Source organism: Micromonospora sp. NPDC049900, assembly GCF_044461025.1.
GTDB lineage: Bacteria > Actinomycetota > Actinomycetes > Mycobacteriales > Micromonosporaceae > Micromonospora.
The window spans coordinates 818094-834334 of record NZ_JBITKM010000001.1 but is presented as its reverse complement, the minus strand read 5'-3'; the positions used below and the strand labels follow the sequence as shown (position 1 = coordinate 834334).

At 72.4% G+C, this 16241-nt stretch carries 16 protein-coding genes; 2 read left to right on the top strand and 14 right to left on the bottom strand.

Annotation, left to right across the window (positions count from 1 at the left end):
• Positions 1-88: 88 nt before the first annotated feature.
• The 7 genes from ACIBMZ_RS03890 to glyA form a co-directional block, all read right to left on the bottom strand.
• The gene (locus tag ACIBMZ_RS03890) at positions 89-910 is read right to left on the bottom strand and encodes a F0F1 ATP synthase subunit delta (RefSeq protein ID WP_396690736.1); all 822 of its coding nucleotides are present in this window, start codon (positions 908-910) and stop codon (positions 89-91) included.
• A complete protein-coding gene (locus ACIBMZ_RS03885; protein WP_396690735.1) occupies positions 910-1440 on the bottom strand; it encodes a F0F1 ATP synthase subunit B in 531 nt (176 codons plus the stop codon). Before ACIBMZ_RS03885 ends, ACIBMZ_RS03890 begins: the two co-directional genes overlap by 1 nt.
• 29 nt (positions 1441-1469) lie before the next feature.
• Positions 1470-1694, bottom strand: a complete 225-nt coding sequence (gene atpE, locus ACIBMZ_RS03880) for an ATP synthase F0 subunit C (protein WP_117225978.1) — start codon at positions 1692-1694, stop codon at positions 1470-1472.
• Positions 1695-1784: 90 nt separating this feature from the next.
• On the bottom strand, positions 1785-2564 hold the full coding sequence (atpB, locus tag ACIBMZ_RS03875; RefSeq protein ID WP_396690733.1) for a F0F1 ATP synthase subunit A: 780 nt from the start codon (positions 2562-2564) through the stop codon (positions 1785-1787).
• A 42-nt stretch (positions 2565-2606) separates the two neighbouring features.
• Positions 2607-2828: a hypothetical protein gene (locus ACIBMZ_RS03870; protein ID WP_396690731.1), complete on the bottom strand. Its 222-nt coding sequence runs from the start codon at positions 2826-2828 to the stop codon at positions 2607-2609.
• A 165-nt stretch (positions 2829-2993) separates the two neighbouring features.
• Positions 2994-3428, bottom strand: coding sequence for a hypothetical protein (locus tag ACIBMZ_RS03865; RefSeq protein ID WP_396690730.1), 435 nt, complete (start codon positions 3426-3428; stop codon positions 2994-2996).
• Positions 3425-4711, bottom strand: coding sequence for a serine hydroxymethyltransferase (gene glyA, locus ACIBMZ_RS03860; protein WP_396690728.1), 1287 nt, complete (start codon positions 4709-4711; stop codon positions 3425-3427). The genes ACIBMZ_RS03865 and glyA overlap by 4 nt, the downstream gene beginning before the upstream one ends.
• Before the next feature lie 35 nt (positions 4712-4746).
• Between glyA and ACIBMZ_RS03855 the strand changes: the two genes are divergently transcribed.
• On the top strand, positions 4747-6231 hold the full coding sequence (locus ACIBMZ_RS03855) for an SDR family oxidoreductase (protein WP_396690725.1): 1485 nt from the start codon (positions 4747-4749) through the stop codon (positions 6229-6231).
• Positions 6232-6246: 15 nt separating this feature from the next.
• Here the strand turns inward: ACIBMZ_RS03855 and ACIBMZ_RS03850 are convergent, their stop codons facing one another.
• The 4 genes from ACIBMZ_RS03850 to prmC all read right to left on the bottom strand — a co-directional run bounded on the left by ACIBMZ_RS03850 (position 6247) and on the right by prmC (position 10669).
• Entirely contained in the window at positions 6247-8358 is a 2112-nt protein-coding gene (locus ACIBMZ_RS03850; protein WP_396690723.1) for a transglycosylase domain-containing protein, read from the bottom strand.
• A 95-nt stretch (positions 8359-8453) separates the two neighbouring features.
• Positions 8454-9065 carry a phosphotyrosine protein phosphatase gene (locus ACIBMZ_RS03845; RefSeq protein ID WP_396690721.1) on the bottom strand — a complete coding sequence of 204 codons (612 nt, stop codon included), beginning with the start codon at positions 9063-9065 and terminating at the stop codon, positions 8454-8456.
• A complete protein-coding gene (locus tag ACIBMZ_RS03840) occupies positions 9066-9710 on the bottom strand; it encodes an L-threonylcarbamoyladenylate synthase (protein ID WP_396691012.1) in 645 nt (214 codons plus the stop codon).
• Positions 9710-10669, bottom strand: a complete 960-nt coding sequence (gene prmC, locus ACIBMZ_RS03835) for a peptide chain release factor N(5)-glutamine methyltransferase (protein WP_396690719.1) — start codon at positions 10667-10669, stop codon at positions 9710-9712. Before prmC ends, ACIBMZ_RS03840 begins: the two co-directional genes overlap by 1 nt.
• Positions 10670-10744: 75 nt before the next feature.
• Between prmC and ACIBMZ_RS03830 the strand changes: the two genes are divergently transcribed.
• A complete protein-coding gene (locus ACIBMZ_RS03830) occupies positions 10745-12295 on the top strand; it encodes a diguanylate cyclase domain-containing protein (protein ID WP_396690716.1) in 1551 nt (516 codons plus the stop codon).
• A gap of 6 nt (positions 12296-12301) precedes the next feature.
• Here the strand turns inward: ACIBMZ_RS03830 and prfA are convergent, their stop codons facing one another.
• The 3 genes from prfA to rho form a co-directional block, all read right to left on the bottom strand.
• Positions 12302-13390 carry a peptide chain release factor 1 gene (prfA, locus tag ACIBMZ_RS03825; protein WP_396690714.1) on the bottom strand — a complete coding sequence of 363 codons (1089 nt, stop codon included), beginning with the start codon at positions 13388-13390 and terminating at the stop codon, positions 12302-12304.
• A 93-nt stretch (positions 13391-13483) separates the two neighbouring features.
• Positions 13484-13708 (bottom strand): 50S ribosomal protein L31, encoded by a 225-nt coding sequence (rpmE, locus tag ACIBMZ_RS03820; protein ID WP_396690712.1) that lies wholly within the window; start codon positions 13706-13708, stop codon positions 13484-13486.
• Between the two features lie 329 nt (positions 13709-14037).
• Positions 14038-16101, bottom strand: coding sequence for a transcription termination factor Rho (gene rho, locus ACIBMZ_RS03815; RefSeq protein WP_396690710.1), 2064 nt, complete (start codon positions 16099-16101; stop codon positions 14038-14040).
• Positions 16102-16241: the final 140 nt, after the last annotated feature.

The following is a 16241-nucleotide window of genomic DNA, read 5'->3' as shown; positions in this document are numbered from 1 at the left end:
TGCTTCCTTAAGTATCAGGGGCCCGGGATACCTAGTACCGACCGGTCCTCGGGTCGACTGTTATTCCGGGCGCTTCGCGGGGTGCTGGTCAGCGCTTCGCGAGCGCGTTACGGGTCTCGTTGAGGCGGCGCAGGATCGTCCCGTCGTACAGGTCCGAACCCACCCGGACGCTCGCTCCGCCGAGGATCGTCGGGTCAACCGTAAGCTTCACGGCGACCGCCCGGCCGTAGATGGCCGAGAGCTGGTTGGTGAGCCGGCTCTCCTCGTCCGCGGACAGCGGCGCTGCGACCGTCACGTACGCGACCTGCCGGTCACGCCGCTCGGCCGCCAGCTCCACCAGCCGGGACAGCGCGGCGGAGAACGACCGACCGCCGAAGCCGGCCAGGGCCGCCTCCACCAGTCGCACCGTCACCGGCCGGGCCTTGCCCGTCAGGAGCATCCCGATCAGCTCGGCCCGCTGGGCCACCGGTGCCCCCGGGTCGGACAGGGCGTTGGAGAGCTGCGGGTCCGCCGCGACCACCTGGCCGAAGCGGAACAGCTCGTCCTCGACCTCACCGAGCTCGTCGGCGCGGTCCGCGCTGGCGAGCAGCGCCTGCACGCCGAGACGCTCGGCACCTTCGAGCAGCTCCGACGGGGCCGACCACCGGCCGGCGACCAGCACCCCGAGCAGGTCGAGCGCGTCCGCGCCGACCTTGCCGGAGAGCACCGAGTCGAGCAGGCCGCTCCGGTCCGCGCCCGGGCGGGCCGGGTCGGAGAGCGCCCGGCGCAGCCGGACCTCCCGCCGCAGCAGGTCCGCCACGGCGAGCAGTTCGGCACCGGTGGTGGCGAGAGCCGTCGAATCGGCGCCCCGGACGTACTCCTCCAGCCGCTGACTCGCGGCGGTGTAGGACTCCCGGCTGGCGGCCTGCATCAGCGGGCCCCCGCGCTCTCGAGGTCGGTGAGGAAGCGCTCGACGGTGCCCTTACGACGGGCCTCGTCGGCGAGCGACTCGCCCACGATCCGCCCGGCCAGCTCGACCGCGAGACCGCCGACCTCCGCGCGCAGCTCGCGCACGATGGTCTGACGCTCGACGGCCAGCGACTCCCGGCCGGCGGCGATGATCCGGTCGGACTCCTCCCGCGCCTTGGCGAGGATGTCGGTGCGGATCGACTCGGCGTCGGCACGGGCGTCGTCCCGGATCCGCGCCGCCTCGGTACGCACCTCGGCGAGCTGGGCCCGGTACTGCTCGAGCAGTTGGTTGGCCTCTGCCTGCGCCGCCTCGGCGCGCTTGAGACCGCCCTCGATCGCGTCGACCCGCGCCTGGTACATCGCCTCCATGCGCGGCATGACGAACTTCAGCAGCACGAAGCAGAGCAGGGCGAAGGCGATCGTCCCGATGACCAGCTCCTGCCACAGCGGCACGAGCGGGTGGTGCTCCACACCTTCGGCGGCGACAAACATTTCAGACCTCCGGGTCGGGAAGCGGACGGTCAGTTAACGGCGAAGGCGAGCACCAGGCCGAACAGGGCGAGCGCCTCGACCAGGGCGAAGCCCAGGACCAGCCAGGTCCGGTTGTAGCCGGCCGACTCGGGCTGACGCGCGCTGGAGTTGATGTACGCAACGAAGATCAGGGCCACGCCGATCGCGGGACCGACGGCGGCGAGGCCGTAACCGATCGTGTTGACGTTACCGCTGATCTCGGCAAGAACAGTCATTGCGGGTATTCCTCCTGTTTGACGCGTGAGGTTTCACGCGTACGCGGTCGTACCTGAAGCTTTGGCGGGCATCCCGCCGGTGGGATCGGATCAGTGTTCGGACGCGAGCGCCGATCCCATGTAGTTGGCGCTCAGCGTGACGAAGACGTATGCCTGCAACAGCGCGATCAGCACCTCGAAGAAGGCCATCACGATCGCCATGATGAAGGAGAAGATCGAGGTCGCCTGGATGAAGATGTTGTCCGAGGCGAGCAGTACGAAGCCACCGATGGTGAAGACCAGCAGGATCAGGTGACCGGCGAACATGTTGGCGAAGAGACGCACCGCCAGGGTGACCGGCCGGTTGATGAAGGTCTGCAGGAACTCGATCGGGATCAGCAGGATGTGCATCGGCCAGGGGATGCCCGGCAGGATCAGGCTCTGCTTGAGGTAGCCGCCGACCCCGTGCTTGCGCATACCGAGGTAGATGTACATCACGTAGGTGATCGCGGCGAGCACGATCGGGAAGGCGATGTGCGAGTTCGGCGAGATCTGCAACCCCGGGATGATGCCGAAGAGGTTGGTCAGCGCGACGTAGCAGAACAGCACCGTGAAATAGGGCGCGAATCGAACGCCCGCACTACCCATCTGTTCCTTGGCGATGTTGTCCCGGACCAGGCCGTAGATCGACTCCGCCACCCACTGACCCTTGCCCGGCACCAGCTTCGGGTTCCGGTAGGTGGTCATGAAGAAGATGATCAGCAGGCCGACGGCCAGCCAGATCATGAGAGTGAACTTGGTGACGAATGGGCCGGCCACTTCCGGCAGATAGAAGTCCTCGACCCCCGGGGGCCAGGGCAGCCCTTCAGCGGCGACAAGCTCTGCGCTCACCGTGTCATCCTCCGCACTCGACAGACCCGCGCGTGCCGAAACTCAGGCACCGAGCCTCTTCATGATCAGGTAGATCGCTCCGGCTGCGCCGAGCATCATGCCCACGCCGATCCCGATGCCGGTCGGCAGGCCGATGAATTCCCCCGCCAACCAGCCGAGGAATCCCCACACCAGGATGCCGGCGAGCAGGTAGCCAAGAACGGCTCCGGCAACGCCTTCCGACGAGTGCTCGTCGGAGCTTCCGCGGTGAGGGTTGTCGGCCATGACGAGGCGAACACTATCAGCCGGGTGTTTCGCGAGTGTGCGGCACCCCCCACACTGCGAGCAGCGTGCGGGCAATCGATGCGGCGCCTCAAGCCGCGCTCAGCTTACTCCTGCCCGGCCCGCCGGGAAGGGGGGCGAAACGCCGGGCGAACACCGGCCGTACGGTCAGTGACCCGCCGCCCGGTCGACCGTCGGCAGCGGAGCGCGCCAGGCCCAGGTGGTGTGCGCGACGATCCACACCAGCACGCCCGCGATGATCGCCACTCCCATGTCGGGCAGCCCGGGCCAGCCGGTCCGCGCCACGGCGGCCATCACCATGCCCAGGAAGACCATCTTGGTGGCGTAGGTGACCAGCCCGACCGGCATGATCATCTTCGGGCTGACCGCGTCCGCCCAGGCCACCGAGAGCCCGGAGACCAGATAGCTCACCACCACCAGCCCGATCCCGGCGGCCACCCCGGCCGCGCCGGTCGGGCCCCGCAGCAGCGCGGCGATCGGCACCCCGAGCACGGCCAGCCCGGCGCAGGCGAGCAGCGGCAGGCGCAGGTGCGGCAGGCGGGACCGGATGGCGCCGGGCTCCCCCGCGCGAGGCGCGGTCATCGGGGGTACGCCGGGAACTCGGCGACCAGCTCGGCCACGTCGGAGGCGACCCGGGCCAGCTCGTCGGTGCCGCCCGGGGCCGCCGGGTCGGTGCGTACCGCCCGGGCGATCAGCTCGGCGACCTGGCGCATCTGCGGCTCGCCCAGGCCCTGCGTGGTGACGCTCGGGGTGCCGACCCGGATACCGGAGGCGACCATCGGCTTCTGCGGGTCGTACGGGATGGCGTTCTTGTTCAGCGTGATGGTCGCCGCGTCGCAGCGCGCCTCGGCCTGCGCCCCGGTCACCCCGGTCTCCCGCAGGTCGACCAGGGCCAGGTGGGTGTCGGTACCGCCGGAGACCGGCCGCATCCCCTCCGCCGCCAGCCCGTCGGCGAGCGCCTGCGCGTTGGCCACCACCTGCGCGGCGTACGTGCGGTACTCCGGCTGCGCCGCCTCGCGCAGCGCGACGGCCTTGGCCGCCACCGCGTGCATCAACGGCCCGCCCTGGGTGAACGGGAAGACCGCCTTGTCGATCCGCTCGGCCAACGACTCGCGGCAGAGGATGATCCCGCCGCGTGGACCGCGCAGCACCTTGTGCGTGGTCGCGCAGACCACGTCGGCGTACGGCACCGGGGAGGGGATGGCCTGCCCGGCGACCAGCCCGATGAAGTGCGCGGCGTCCACCATCAGGTACGCGCCCACCTCGTCGGCGATCTCCCGGAACCGGGCGAAGTCGATCAGCCTCGGGTACGCCGTCGCACCACAGATGATCATCTTTGGTCGGTGGGTCCGGGCCAGGTCACGGACCTCGTCGTAGTCGATCAGCTCGGTGTCCCGCCGCACGGTGTAGCCGACCGTGTCGAACCACTTGCCGGAGAAGTTCACCCGGCTGCCGTGGGTCAGGTGCCCGCCGTGCGGCAACTCCATCGCCAGCACCGTGTCGCCCGGCTGCACCAGCGCGGCGTACGCCGCCAGGTTGGCGCTCGCGCCCGAGTGCGGCTGGAGGTTGGCGTGGCCGGCGCCGAACAGCTCCCGGGCCCGGGCGATCCCCAACTCCTCGGCCCGGTCCACCTGGGCGCACCCGCCGTAGTAGCGGCGACCCGGGTAACCCTCGGCGTACTTGTTGGTCAGGGTCGAGCCGAGCGCGGCCAGCACCGCCGGCGAGGTGAGGTTCTCGCTGGCGATCAGTTGCAGACCGCCCCGCAGCCGGTCCAGCTCGCCGAGCACCACCTCCGCGATCTCGGGGTCGGTGGTGCTGAGCTGCTCGAAGTCGGGCCCCCAGAAGGTGCCCTTACCGGTCTCCACAGCGCCCGAGTCTATTCGCCCGCACACTGGAGGCCGTGAGATGCCTGGTGACCGGTGCGACGGGGTACATCGGCGGGCGGCTGGCGCCCCGCCTGCTGGCCGAGGGACACACGGTGCGCTGCCTGGCCCGGCGGGCCGGACGGCTGCGGGACGTGCCGTGGGCGGGGCAGGTCGAGATCGCAGAGGGCGACCTGAGCCGGCCGGAGAGCCTGGCCGGCGTCTTCGACGACGTCGACGTCGCGTACTACCTGGTGCACTCGCTCGGGCAGGCCGGCTTCGCCGACGCCGACCGGCAGGCCGCGTCGGCCTTCGCGGAGGCGGCGCGCGCGGCGGGCGTACGCCGGATCGTCTATCTCGGCGGCCCGGAGCCGGCAGCCGGCGACGCGTCCTCGGCACACCTGCGCTCCCGCGCCGAGGTGGGCCGGATCCTGCTGGACAGCGGCGTGCCCACGGTGGTGCTGCGCGCGGCGGTGATCATCGGCTCCGGCTCGGCCTCGTTCGAGATGCTGCGCTACCTGACCGAACGGCTGCCGGTGATGGTCACCCCGCGCTGGGTGGCCAACCGGGTGCAGCCGATCGCCGTCCGGGACGTGCTGCGCTACCTGGTCGGCTGCGTGGGCCTGCCGCCGGAGGTGAACCGGGCCTTCGACATCGCCGGTCCGGACGTGCTGACCTTCGGCGACATGATGCAGCGGTACGCCCGGGTCGCCGGGCTGGGTCGCCGGGTCCTGCTGCCGGTGCGCGCGCTGACGCCCCGGCTCTCCTCGCACTGGGTCGGGCTGATCACTCCGGTGCCGAACGCGCTCGCCCGCCCGCTGGTGGAGAGCCTGGTGCACGAGGCGGTGGCGCACGAGCACGACATCGCGGCGTACCTGCCGGACCCGCCCGAGGGGTTGACCGGCTTCGACCGGGCGGTCGAGTTGGCGCTGGCCAAGGTCCGCGACGCCGAGGTGGAGACCCGCTGGTCGTCGGCGGCGGGCCGGGACGCCCCGGCCGAGCCGCTGCCCAGCGACCCGGACTGGAGCGGTGGCACCGTCTACACCGACGTCCGGGAGCAGCCGGTGGCGGCCTCGCCGGAGGCACTGTGGCGGGTCATCGAGGGGGTCGGCGGCCAGCACGGCTGGTACTCGTTCCCGCTGGCCTGGTCGGTGCGCGGCTGGCTGGACCGGCTGGTGGGCGGCGTCGGGCTGCGCCGGGGCCGGCGGCATCCGCACCGACTGCGGGTGGGCGAGGCGCTGGACTTCTGGCGGGTGGAGGAGATCGTCCCCGGTGAGCTGCTGCGCCTGCGGGCCGAGATGCGGCTGCCCGGTCGGGCCTGGCTGGAGATGCAGGTACGGCGAGACGACGACGGCCAGGTCCGGTACCGCCAGCGGGCGGTGTTCCTGCCCCGAGGGCTCGGCGGACACGCCTACTGGGCGGCGGTGGCGCCGTTCCACGCGGTGGTCTTCGGCGGAATGGCCCGCAACATCGCCGCCGACGCCGGGCGGATCGCCGTCGAGGCACCAACGGCCCCACGCTGATCAGGGCGGGACCGCTCAGTCGCCACTGCGGCCGGTGGTGTATCGCCACGCGGTCGTCTCGCTGGGCGGCACGAAGTCACGGGACGGCACGTCGCGCAGCGCGAAGGCGAGGATCTCCCCCACCCCCTCCACCAACCGGCTCTGCACCGCCCGGCCGACCGCGTCCTGCGGGTCGTCCGGGTTGGCCGCCATCGCCGCCGCCGCGAGCTGCGGGGTGAAGGCCACCACGGTCTCCGTGGCGTACCGCTCGGAGCTGCCCGTCTTGCCGGCCACCGGCCGACCGAGCTGACCGCGCAGGGCGGGCGCGGTGCCGCCGTAGCAGCCCTGGTACATCGACTGGTCCCCGACCGGGCAGCGGGCGGCGTCCGCCGCCGCGCGGGCCACGTCGACGTCGAGCACCTGACGGCAGTCCGGCTGACCGGCGGTCACCCGACGACCGGTGCCGTCGACGATCGAGGTGACCGGGGTGGGCGCGCACCACGTCCCCTCCGCCGCCAGCGTGGCGTACGCCCCGGCCAGGTCCAGTGGGGTGGTGGCGGCCACCCCGAGGGTGAACGGTCCCCACTCGCGCGCGCCGTGCCGGGCCAACCGGATGTCGTCCTCGGCCCGCAGCACGATGCCGAGCCGCTCGGCCATCTCCACCACCCGGTCCGCGCCGACCCGTTCGGTCAGCCAGACGAAGTACGTGTTGACCGACTCGCCGAACGCCGACCACATGTCGTGCTCGCCGCGCATCGAGGCGCTGGCGTTCGACGGACACCAGTACCCGCCGCAGTTCGTCTCGCCGCTGATCCGGTAGCCGGTGACGATGCGCGACGGGGCGTCGTACACGGTCCGCAGCGGCATCCCGGCCTCCAACGCGGCCAGCATGGTGAACAGCTTGAACGTCGAACCGCCCTGGTACCCGACGATCGTGCCGCCACCGGCGACGAGCTGGTTGACCGTGTTCGGGTAGTTGGTCTGCCCGGGCGGGTTGGCCGCGACGCTGTAGTTGCGGTTGACCGACATGGCGAGCACCCGACCGGTGCCGGGTTCCACCACCGCCGTCGGCATGGCGTGCGGCTCGTTTACCGAGTAGACCCGCCGGACCTGCTCGGTGGTGGCCCGCTGCACGCTCGGGTCGAGCGAGGTGACGATGGTGAAGCCGCCCCGGCGCAGGGTGCGCTGCCGCTCGTCGACCGTGCCACCGAACGCCTTCTGCTCGTTCCACCAGCGGGTGAACCAGTCGCAGAAGAAACCCCAGTCGTTGTGCCCCGAGGGCACCGCCGTGCAGTCGTTCGGCGTCTCGCTGGGCCGCAGGTTCAACGGTTCGCTCCGGGCCGCGTCCGCCGCCTCGGCGGTGAGCTGACCGGTGCCGACCAGTTGGTCCAGCACGTACCCCCGGCGGGCGGTGGCCGCGTCCGCGTCGCCGTTGATCGGGTCGTCGGTGTGCGGGGACCGGACCAGCCCGGCCAGCATCGCCGCCTGGGCCAGCGTGAGCCGGTCCGGCGTGGTGGAGAAGTAGCGCTTGCTGGCGGCGGCGACGCCGTACGCCCCGGCACCGAAGTACGCGATGTTGAGGTACCGGGCCAGGATCTGGTCCTTGGTAAGCTCCCGCTCCAGCGCCAGCGCGTACCGGATCTCCTGGATCTTGCGGGCGGTGCTGACCTCGGTGGCCGCCGCCCGTTGCGACTCGGTCAACCGGGGGTCGGTGCTCAACACGTTGCGGACGTACTGCATGGTCAGCGTGGAGGCGCCCTGCCGGGTGCCGCCGGAGCCCTGGTTGGCGGCGAAGGCCCGCGCCACACCCCGCAGGTCGACGCCGCTGTGCTCGTGGAACCGGACGTCCTCGGCGGCGATGATGGCCTGGCGCATCACCGGGGCCACCTCGTCCAGCGGCACGTCCACCCGGTCCTCCTGATAGAAGGAGGTGATCAGGGTGGTGCCGTCCTTGGCGTACAGGTTGGAGCGCTGGGCCGTGGGTGGTGTCCGCAGCGTGTTGGGCAACTCCGTGTACGGCGCGGCCATCGCCGAGAAACCGATTCCGAACACCAGCGCGGCCGGCAGCGCCGCCACCGCCAGGGCCAGCCCGGCCAACGTGCCGGCCAGCAGGACGGTGAACACTTTCGGCAGGAACGCCCGGGTCATCAGCTCTCCCCGCAGGAGCCGTCAGGACCCTCCCAGAATGGCGCTAACCACCCTTTGCGCCCCGCTTTTCCTCAAACCCGGAGGAAGTTCACCGATCAGGGCAACAGGATCGCCGCGAGCGGGTGGATCGTCTCCTCGATCTCGTCCGCCACCCGGCTGAAGCACTGGTCGCCGCGCCCCCACGGGTCGTCGAGGTCGTCGCTGGGCAGCAGGGACGCGCCCTGGCGAGCGGTGTTCGCGGCCACCACCACCGCCACGCCCCGGGCGAACACCGCGTCCGGAGTGGCCTCGGCCGAGGGCAGCCCGTCGCGGTCCAGCGCGGTCAGCAGCCGACCGAACTCGCCGAGCACGAAGGTGCGCGAGGCGGCGTCGGGACGCAACGCGACCACGTACTCCTGCTGGTCGGCGGTGGCGGTCAGGACCAGGTCCGCGGCGTCGATGTGGTCGGAGCGCAGCTTCCGCGCGGCGAAGCCGGTCACGGTGCCGCCCCGGGTGGTCACCTGGCGCGCCGCCGGCGGGTTCATCTCCTCACCGGCGTGCCAGCCGCCGGTGCCCGCGCTGTGGCTGTGCAGCAGCTCCTCGGCCCGGCCGGGGTCGAGGTCGTGCCGGGCCAGCCGCTGGCCCACCGCGAGGGTGAGCAGCCGCTCCGCCATCGGCGAGCGGCAGATGTTCCCCATGCAGACGTGCAGGACGGTGAACGGAGGCATTCACGCCACCTGGCTCTCGACCAGCTCCGGCACCACGTCGCGCAGCCGGGCCAGGTCGATGGCGCCCTCGCGGACCACCATCGGCACCTCACCGGTCAGGTCCACGATCGTGCTGGGCACCGGATCGACGGCCGGACCGGCCTCCAGGTACGCCCGCACCGAGTACGCCAGTTGCTCCCGCGCCTCGTCGGCGGTCTGCGCCGCCGGACGGCCGATCTTGTTGGCCGAGGCGACCGCCATCGGCCCGGTCTCCCGCAGCACCTCCAACGCCACCGGGTGCAACGGCATCCGGACCGCCACCACCCCGCTGTCGTCGCCCAGATCCCACCGCAGGCTCGCCGAGTGCTTCACCAGGATGGTCAGCGCCCCCGGCCAGAACGCCTCCACCAGATCGCGGGCGGCCTGCGGCAGCGTGTAGACCAGACCGTCGAGGGTGTGCCGGGAGCCGATCAGTACCGGCGGCGACGCCTGCGTCCCGCCCTTGGCGTCCACCAGCGCCTTCACCGCGTACGGCGTGAAGGCGTCGGCACCGACCCCGTACACGGTGTCGGTCGGCAGGACGACCAGTTCGCCGTTGCGCACCGCCTCGATGGCCGCAGCGATGCCGCGGTCCCGGTCGGCGAGGGACCGGCAGTCGTAGAGCATCACGAGGAGCCAGTCTGCCACGTGTCGGCCGTCGCGGGTCGCCGGTGGTCCGGGCGACGGAACGCGGTGGCGAAACGGGACCGGTCGGCGAGGTCGTGGTGGGCGGTGATCGCGGTGTAGCGACCGTCGGCGGCGAGCAGGTCGGGCACCGACGCGCCGTGGGTGTCGTCGTGCTCCACGCCGACGGCGCCACCGGCGCGCAGCAGGTCCGCCGCCCGCCGCAGCACCGGACGGATCACGGTCAGGCCGTCGTCGCCGCCGAACACCGCCTCGGCCGGGTCGTGCCCGGCCACCTCGGGCGGTACGGCCACCGCGAGCGGCACGTAGGGCGGGTTGCAGAGCAGGACGTCCACCCGACCGACCAACTCCGCCAGCAGATCCGGTGCGGTCACGTCGGCCGCCACCACCTCGATCGGCCGGTCCCCCGCCGCCGCCCGGGTCGCCGCGTTGCGACGCAGCCAGGTCAGCGCGGCGGGTGAGCGCTCCACCGCCACCACCCGGGCCGCCGGCACCTCCTGCGCCACCGACAACGCGATCGCCCCCGATCCGCTGCACAGGTCCACCACCACCGGCGTCGTCCCGTCGGCCGCCCGCTCGGCGGCCCGCTCGACGCCCCAGCCGGCGAGCAGTTCGGTCTCCGGGCGGGGTACGAAGACGCCCGGCCCGACGGCCAGCTCCAGATGCCGGAAGCCGGCGCTTCCGGTGAGGTGTTGCAGTGGCTCCCGCCGGGAACGGCGGGTCACCAACGCCTCGAAGCGGTCCCGTTGCTCGGCGGTGAAACCGTCGGCGAGCGCCAGCCGTCCCCGGGGCACCGCCAGCACGTACGCGGCCAGAAGCTCGGCCTCGGCGCGGGCCGAGGGCACCCCGGCGTCGGCCAGGGCACGGGCGGCGCGGGCCAGCACGACGGCGGGGCGCTCGCGTCTCGTCCCTTCGGACGGGTGTTGCGGCACGGAGGTCACGCCATAATCATGAGTCGTCGCGGTGCACGTGCATAAGCGGGTGCATCCGGCGACACACCGACGGGAGGTCGAGGGGTGGGCTGGCTCGACCGGGTCGACGACCAGGTTGACGCCCTGACGAAGGCGCGGGCGTTGCAGGAGGTCAGCCGCTCGAACGAGGCGTACGCGATCCTGGACCGGGTGCTGTGCACCAGCGCCGACCCCCGGGCCCGTGCCGACGCGCTCGTCCAGCGGCTCTCCGCGTTGATCAATCTCGGTCGCACGGCGGAGTACACCCGGGCGATCGAGGAGGCGTCCGCGGCCGTACGCGACCTCGCCGAGCCGTACCTGCACGGTCATCTCAACGCGCTGGCCGCGCTGGCCGCCCACCACCAGGGCGCGCTGGACCGCTGCGTGACGCACCTGGTGAAGGCCGCCCGGGCGCTGGGCGCGGTCGACGACCCGGACCGGGACACCGCCTGGGGTTGGCACGACCTGGCGATGGCCTACTCCTACCTCAGCTTCCACGGCTACGCGCTCGGCGCGATCGAACGGGCCCGCCAGCTCGGCACCACCGCCGGCATCCCGGAGGAGACCTTCGCCGCCCCCGGGATCCGGCTGCGCAACGCGGTCGCCCTGGACCACACCGGCGACAGCGACGGGTGCCTGCGGGTCCTGCGGGACGTCGCCACCGACCTCGACCGGTTCGTCACCGCCGGTCGCGCCGACCGGCTGCGGCCGAGCAGCCTGGCCGCGTACGGCTACGCGGCGGCCCGTCGCGCCGCCCTCGGGGACGAGATCGACTCACCGGTCGGCGCCGACCCGGCCCGTCTGCTCGGCCACGGTGCGGACAGCGCCCGCGCCCGCGACATGCGCCAGCTCGGCCAGGCCTGCCTGGCCGTGGCCGCCGGCCGACCGATCGAGGCGGTCACCCGGCTGGACGCCGTCCAGGTCTCCGCCGAGACGCTCGGCGCGGCCGAACCGGCACGCCTACGCAGCATCGCGCTGGCCCGCGCCGGTGACCACGCGGCGGCGCACCGCGCCGACCGGCTGGCCTTCCGGCTCGCCGCGCAACGGCACGACCGGCTCCGCGACGTCTACATCGACGGCATCGCCGCCCGGATCGACCACGAGGAGATGCGCCGCGAGGCCGCCCGGTTCGAGGGCGAGGCGCTGACCGACCCGCTGACCGGGCTGCCGAACCGGCGTCGACTGGAGCGGTACATCGCCGCGGTGGTCGCCCGGGGCGAACGCGTCGTGATCGGCGTCTGCGACCTGGACGGTTTCAAGGCGGTCAACACCCGGCACGGCCACCACTCGGGCGACCTGGTGCTCCAGCGGGTCGCCGGGGTGATCAACCGGGTGATGCGCCGGGGCGACTTCGTGGCCCGCTACGGCGGCGACGAGTTCGTGGTGGTGCTGGCCGGCGCCGGGATGTCCGAGGCCGCCGAGGTGGCGCGTCGGATCGACGCCGCGATCCGCACCGAGGACTGGGAGTCGCTGGTGCCCGGCACGCCGGTCGGCGTCAGCATCGGCTTCGCCGAGGTGGGCGCCGCCGGGCCGGGGCAACGGGACGCGCTCGGCGCCGCCTTCGAGGCCGCCGACCGGGAGATGTTGCAGGCCAAGACCCGGCCGCGTAGCGCCTGAGCGCCCTCAGCGGCGGGCCAGCTCCGGATCGCCGGCCAGACGGGCGGCACGGTCCGCCTCGCTGAGCGCGTCGAGCACGCCGTCCAGGTCACCGGCCAACGCCAGATCCAGGTTGTACGCCGTGTAGCCGATCCGGTGGTCGGTGATCCGGTTCTGCGGGAAGTTGTACGTGCGGATCCGCTCCGAGCGGTCCACCGTACGGACCTGCGCCTTGCGCGCGTCCGAGGCGGCGGCGTCGGCCTGCTCCTGCGCGGCGGCGAGCAGCCGGGCACGCAGGATCCGCAGGGCCTGCTCCCGGTTCTGCAACTGGGACTTCTCGTTCTGGCAGGAGACCACGATGCCGGTCGGCAGGTGGGTGATCCGCACCGCCGAGTCGGTGGTGTTGACCGACTGGCCGCCGGGACCGGACGACCGAAACACGTCGATGCGCAGCTCGTTCGGGTCGATGGTGACGTCGACCTCCTCGGCCTCCGGCAGCACCAGCACACCCGCCGCGCTGGTGTGGATCCGCCCCTGCGACTCGGTCACCGGCACCCGCTGCACCCGGTGCACGCCGCCCTCCCACTTGAGCCGGGACCAGACGCCGTTGCCCCCGTCGGGTACGCCCTTGGTCTTGATCGCCAGCGAGACGTCCTTGACCCCGCCGAGGTCGGAGTCCTGCGCGTCGATCACCTCGGTGAGCCAGCCGCGCCGCTCCGCGTACCGGGTGTACATCCGCAGCAGGTCACCGGCGAACAGCGCGGACTCCTCGCCGCCCTCACCGGCCTTGATCTCGACGATGACGTCCTTGGCGTCGTGCGGGTCGCGCGGGATGAGCAGCTCGGCCAGGCGTTCCTCCAGGGCCGGCAGCGTCGACGCGATCGTCTCCGCCTCGGCCGCGAACGACGCGTCCTCGGCGGCCAGCTCCCGGGCCGCGGTCAGGTCGGCCCGGGCCTGCTCCAACTCCCCGGCGGCCTTGTGCAGCGGCACCAGTTCGGCGTACCGGCGGCCGACCCGACGGGCGGTGCCCTGGTCGGCGTGGATGGCGGGGTCGGCCAGGCGCTTCTCCAGCTCGGCGTACTCGTCGAGGAGGGCGGCCAGGCGCTCGCTGCTCATGCTGGGGATCGCTCCTTGGACGGCGGGGAGACCGGACGACAGACGGACGACGCCCGCGTCCGGGAAGACCGGACGCGGGCGTCGGACCAGGAGCTACTTGGCCTTCTTGGCCTGAACCTTGGCGTACTTCTGCTGGAACTTCGCGACCCGGCCCGCGGTGTCCAGGACGCGCTGCTTGCCCGTGTAGAACGGGTGGCAGGCGCTGCACGTCTCGACGTGGATCGAGCCGCCCTTCGCGGTGCTGCGGGTGGTGAAGCTGCTGCCGCAGGAGCAGGTGACTTCGGTGGTCACGTACTCCGGGTGAATGTTGGACTTCATCTCGCCTCGGTCCTCTCGTCGTGGTCGCCGGGTCGCCCTCGCGCGCCAGTGCGCGCCGATCGGGCGTGAACCGGAACCGGTGGCCGATTGACCAGTCTGCCATGGGGCCCGGCAGCCCCGCGAAGCGGGCCGTACCGGCTGGTCGGCCAGGTCAACGCCGGACCCAGTCTCCGCATTCCCCAGACCGGCGGGCGCATTCCGGCCTGCCGGAGGCGGGGCGCGTGAGGTCGGTGGGGCCGCCGTGACGAAGGAGAGAACCCCCGACGCGTACGTCGAAGGGGCGCGACCGTGTCGGCCGCGCCCCTTCGACGAATCTCACCCGGTGGAGGTCACTCCCCCGGCGTCGACTTGGCGATCTGCATCAGGAACTCGATGTTGGTGCGGGACTGCTTGAGCCGGTCCAGCAGGAGGTCGAGCGCCGCCTGCGAGTCCAGCGAGTGCAGCACCTTGCGGAGCTTGTGCACGATGGCCAGCTCCTCCGGCGCGAGCAGGATCTCCTCCTTGCGGGTGCCGGACGGGTGGATGTCGATGGCCGGGAAGGTCCGCTTGTCGGCGATCTTCCGGTCCAGCTTCAGCTCCGCGTTGCCGGTGCCCTTGAACTCCTCGAAGATGACCGTGTCCGCCATCGAACCGGTCTCCACCAGCGCGGTGGCGAGGATGGTCAGCGAGCCGCCGTTCTCGATGTTGCGGGCCGCGCCGAGGAACCGCTTCGGCGGGTACAGCGCGGTGGAGTCGATACCACCCGACATGATCCGGCCGCTGGCCGGCGCCGCCAGGTTGTACGACCGGCCGAGCCGGGTCACCGAGTCGAGCAGGACGACCACGTCGTGACCCAGCTCGACCAGGCGCTTGGCCCGCTCGATCGCCAGCTCGGCGACGGTGGTGTGGTCCTGCGGCGGACGGTCGAACGTGGCCGCGATGACCTCGCCCTTCACCGACCGCTGCATGTCGGTGACCTCTTCGGGCCGCTCGTCGACCAGCACCACCATCAGGTGGCACTCCGGGTTGTTGTGCGTGATCGCGTTCGCGATCGCCTGGAGCACCATCGTCTTACCCGCCTTCGGCGGCGAGACGATCAGCGCCCGCTGGCCCTTGCCGATCGGCATGACCAGGTCGATCACCCGGGTGGTCAGGATGTGCGGCTCGGTCTCCAGCCGCAACCGCTCCTGCGGGTACAGCGGGGTGAGCTTGTAGAACTCCGGCCGACGCTTGGCCTCGTCCGGCTCCATCCCGTTGATGGTGTCCAGCCGGACCAGCGGGTTGTACTTGTCCCGCCGCTGCTCGCCGTCGCGCGCCGCGCGGACCGCACCGGTGATCGCGTCACCGCGCCGCAGCCCGTACTTCTTGATCTGGGACATCGACACGTACACGTCGTTGGCGCCGGCGAGGTAACCGGTGGTCCGGACGAAGGCGTAGTTGTCGAGCACGTCGACGATGCCGGCCACCGGGACGAGCACGTCGTCCTCGCCGACCTGCGGCTCACGCCCGCCCTCGTTACGGTCGCCCTCGTTACGGTCGCCACGACCGCGCCGACGGTCCCGGAAGCGGCTGCGCCGGCTACGCCGACCGCCGCCCTCGCCGTCGTCGTCACCGTCGTTGTCCCGGTCGGACCGCTGCCCGCGCTCGCCCCGGTCACCCCGGTCGTTGCGGTCACCACGGTCACCGCGGTCGGTGCGCTCGGTGCGGTCACCCCGCTCGGTGCGCTCGGTGCGGTCACCCCGCTCGGTGCGCTCGGCCCGCTCGGTGCGGTCGCCACGGTCGCTGCGCTCCGCACGCTCGGCGCGGTCGGTGCCACGCTCGCCGCGCTCGGCACGGTCGGTCTTCTCCGCACGGTCGGTGCCGCGTTCGGTGCGCTCGCCCCGCTCCGCACGCTCGGCGCGCTCGCCCCGCTCCGCACGCTCGGCGCCACGCTCGCGGCCGGACCGGCCCTCGGTGCGCTCGCCGGTCTCGGCGGCGGGCTCCTCGGTGCGGGGCTCCTCGGCCCGGGGCTCCGCAGCAGCGGTGGCCCGGCTGCGCCGGGTCCGGCTACGGCCCTCGGTCTCGACGCTCGCCGCGGGCGGCTCGGCGCGACGCTCGGCCTCCGGCCGCTCACCCGCGTCGCGGACCTCCGCGTGAACCTCCTCGCGGACCGGTGCGGCGGCCGCCGCGACCTCGGCCCGTGGTCGAGGGGCCCCGGCGGCGCTGCCCTGGCGCTCGGAGATCGCGCTGATCAGCTCGCCCTTGCGCATACGAGCCGTACCCGAGATGCCGAGCGACGCGGCCAGGCTCTGCAGCTCCGGCAGCAGCATCGCCGACAGGCCGGTGCCGCTGCGCCGACGCCGGGCAGGGGCAGCGGTGGTGGCATCGCCAGCGACGTTGGAAACATCCGACGTCACGTCGGTGGTGTCGCTCAATGGATTCCTTCCCTCGATAAGGCCGGGACTGCCCGGAATCGACTAACAGGTGGCCGGGCGGCCTCGGTGCACCCGCCTCGCATGACGCTTCGCGGGAGTCTGTGACACAGCAGCCGGTCGGTCGCCCGACCCACCAGAAA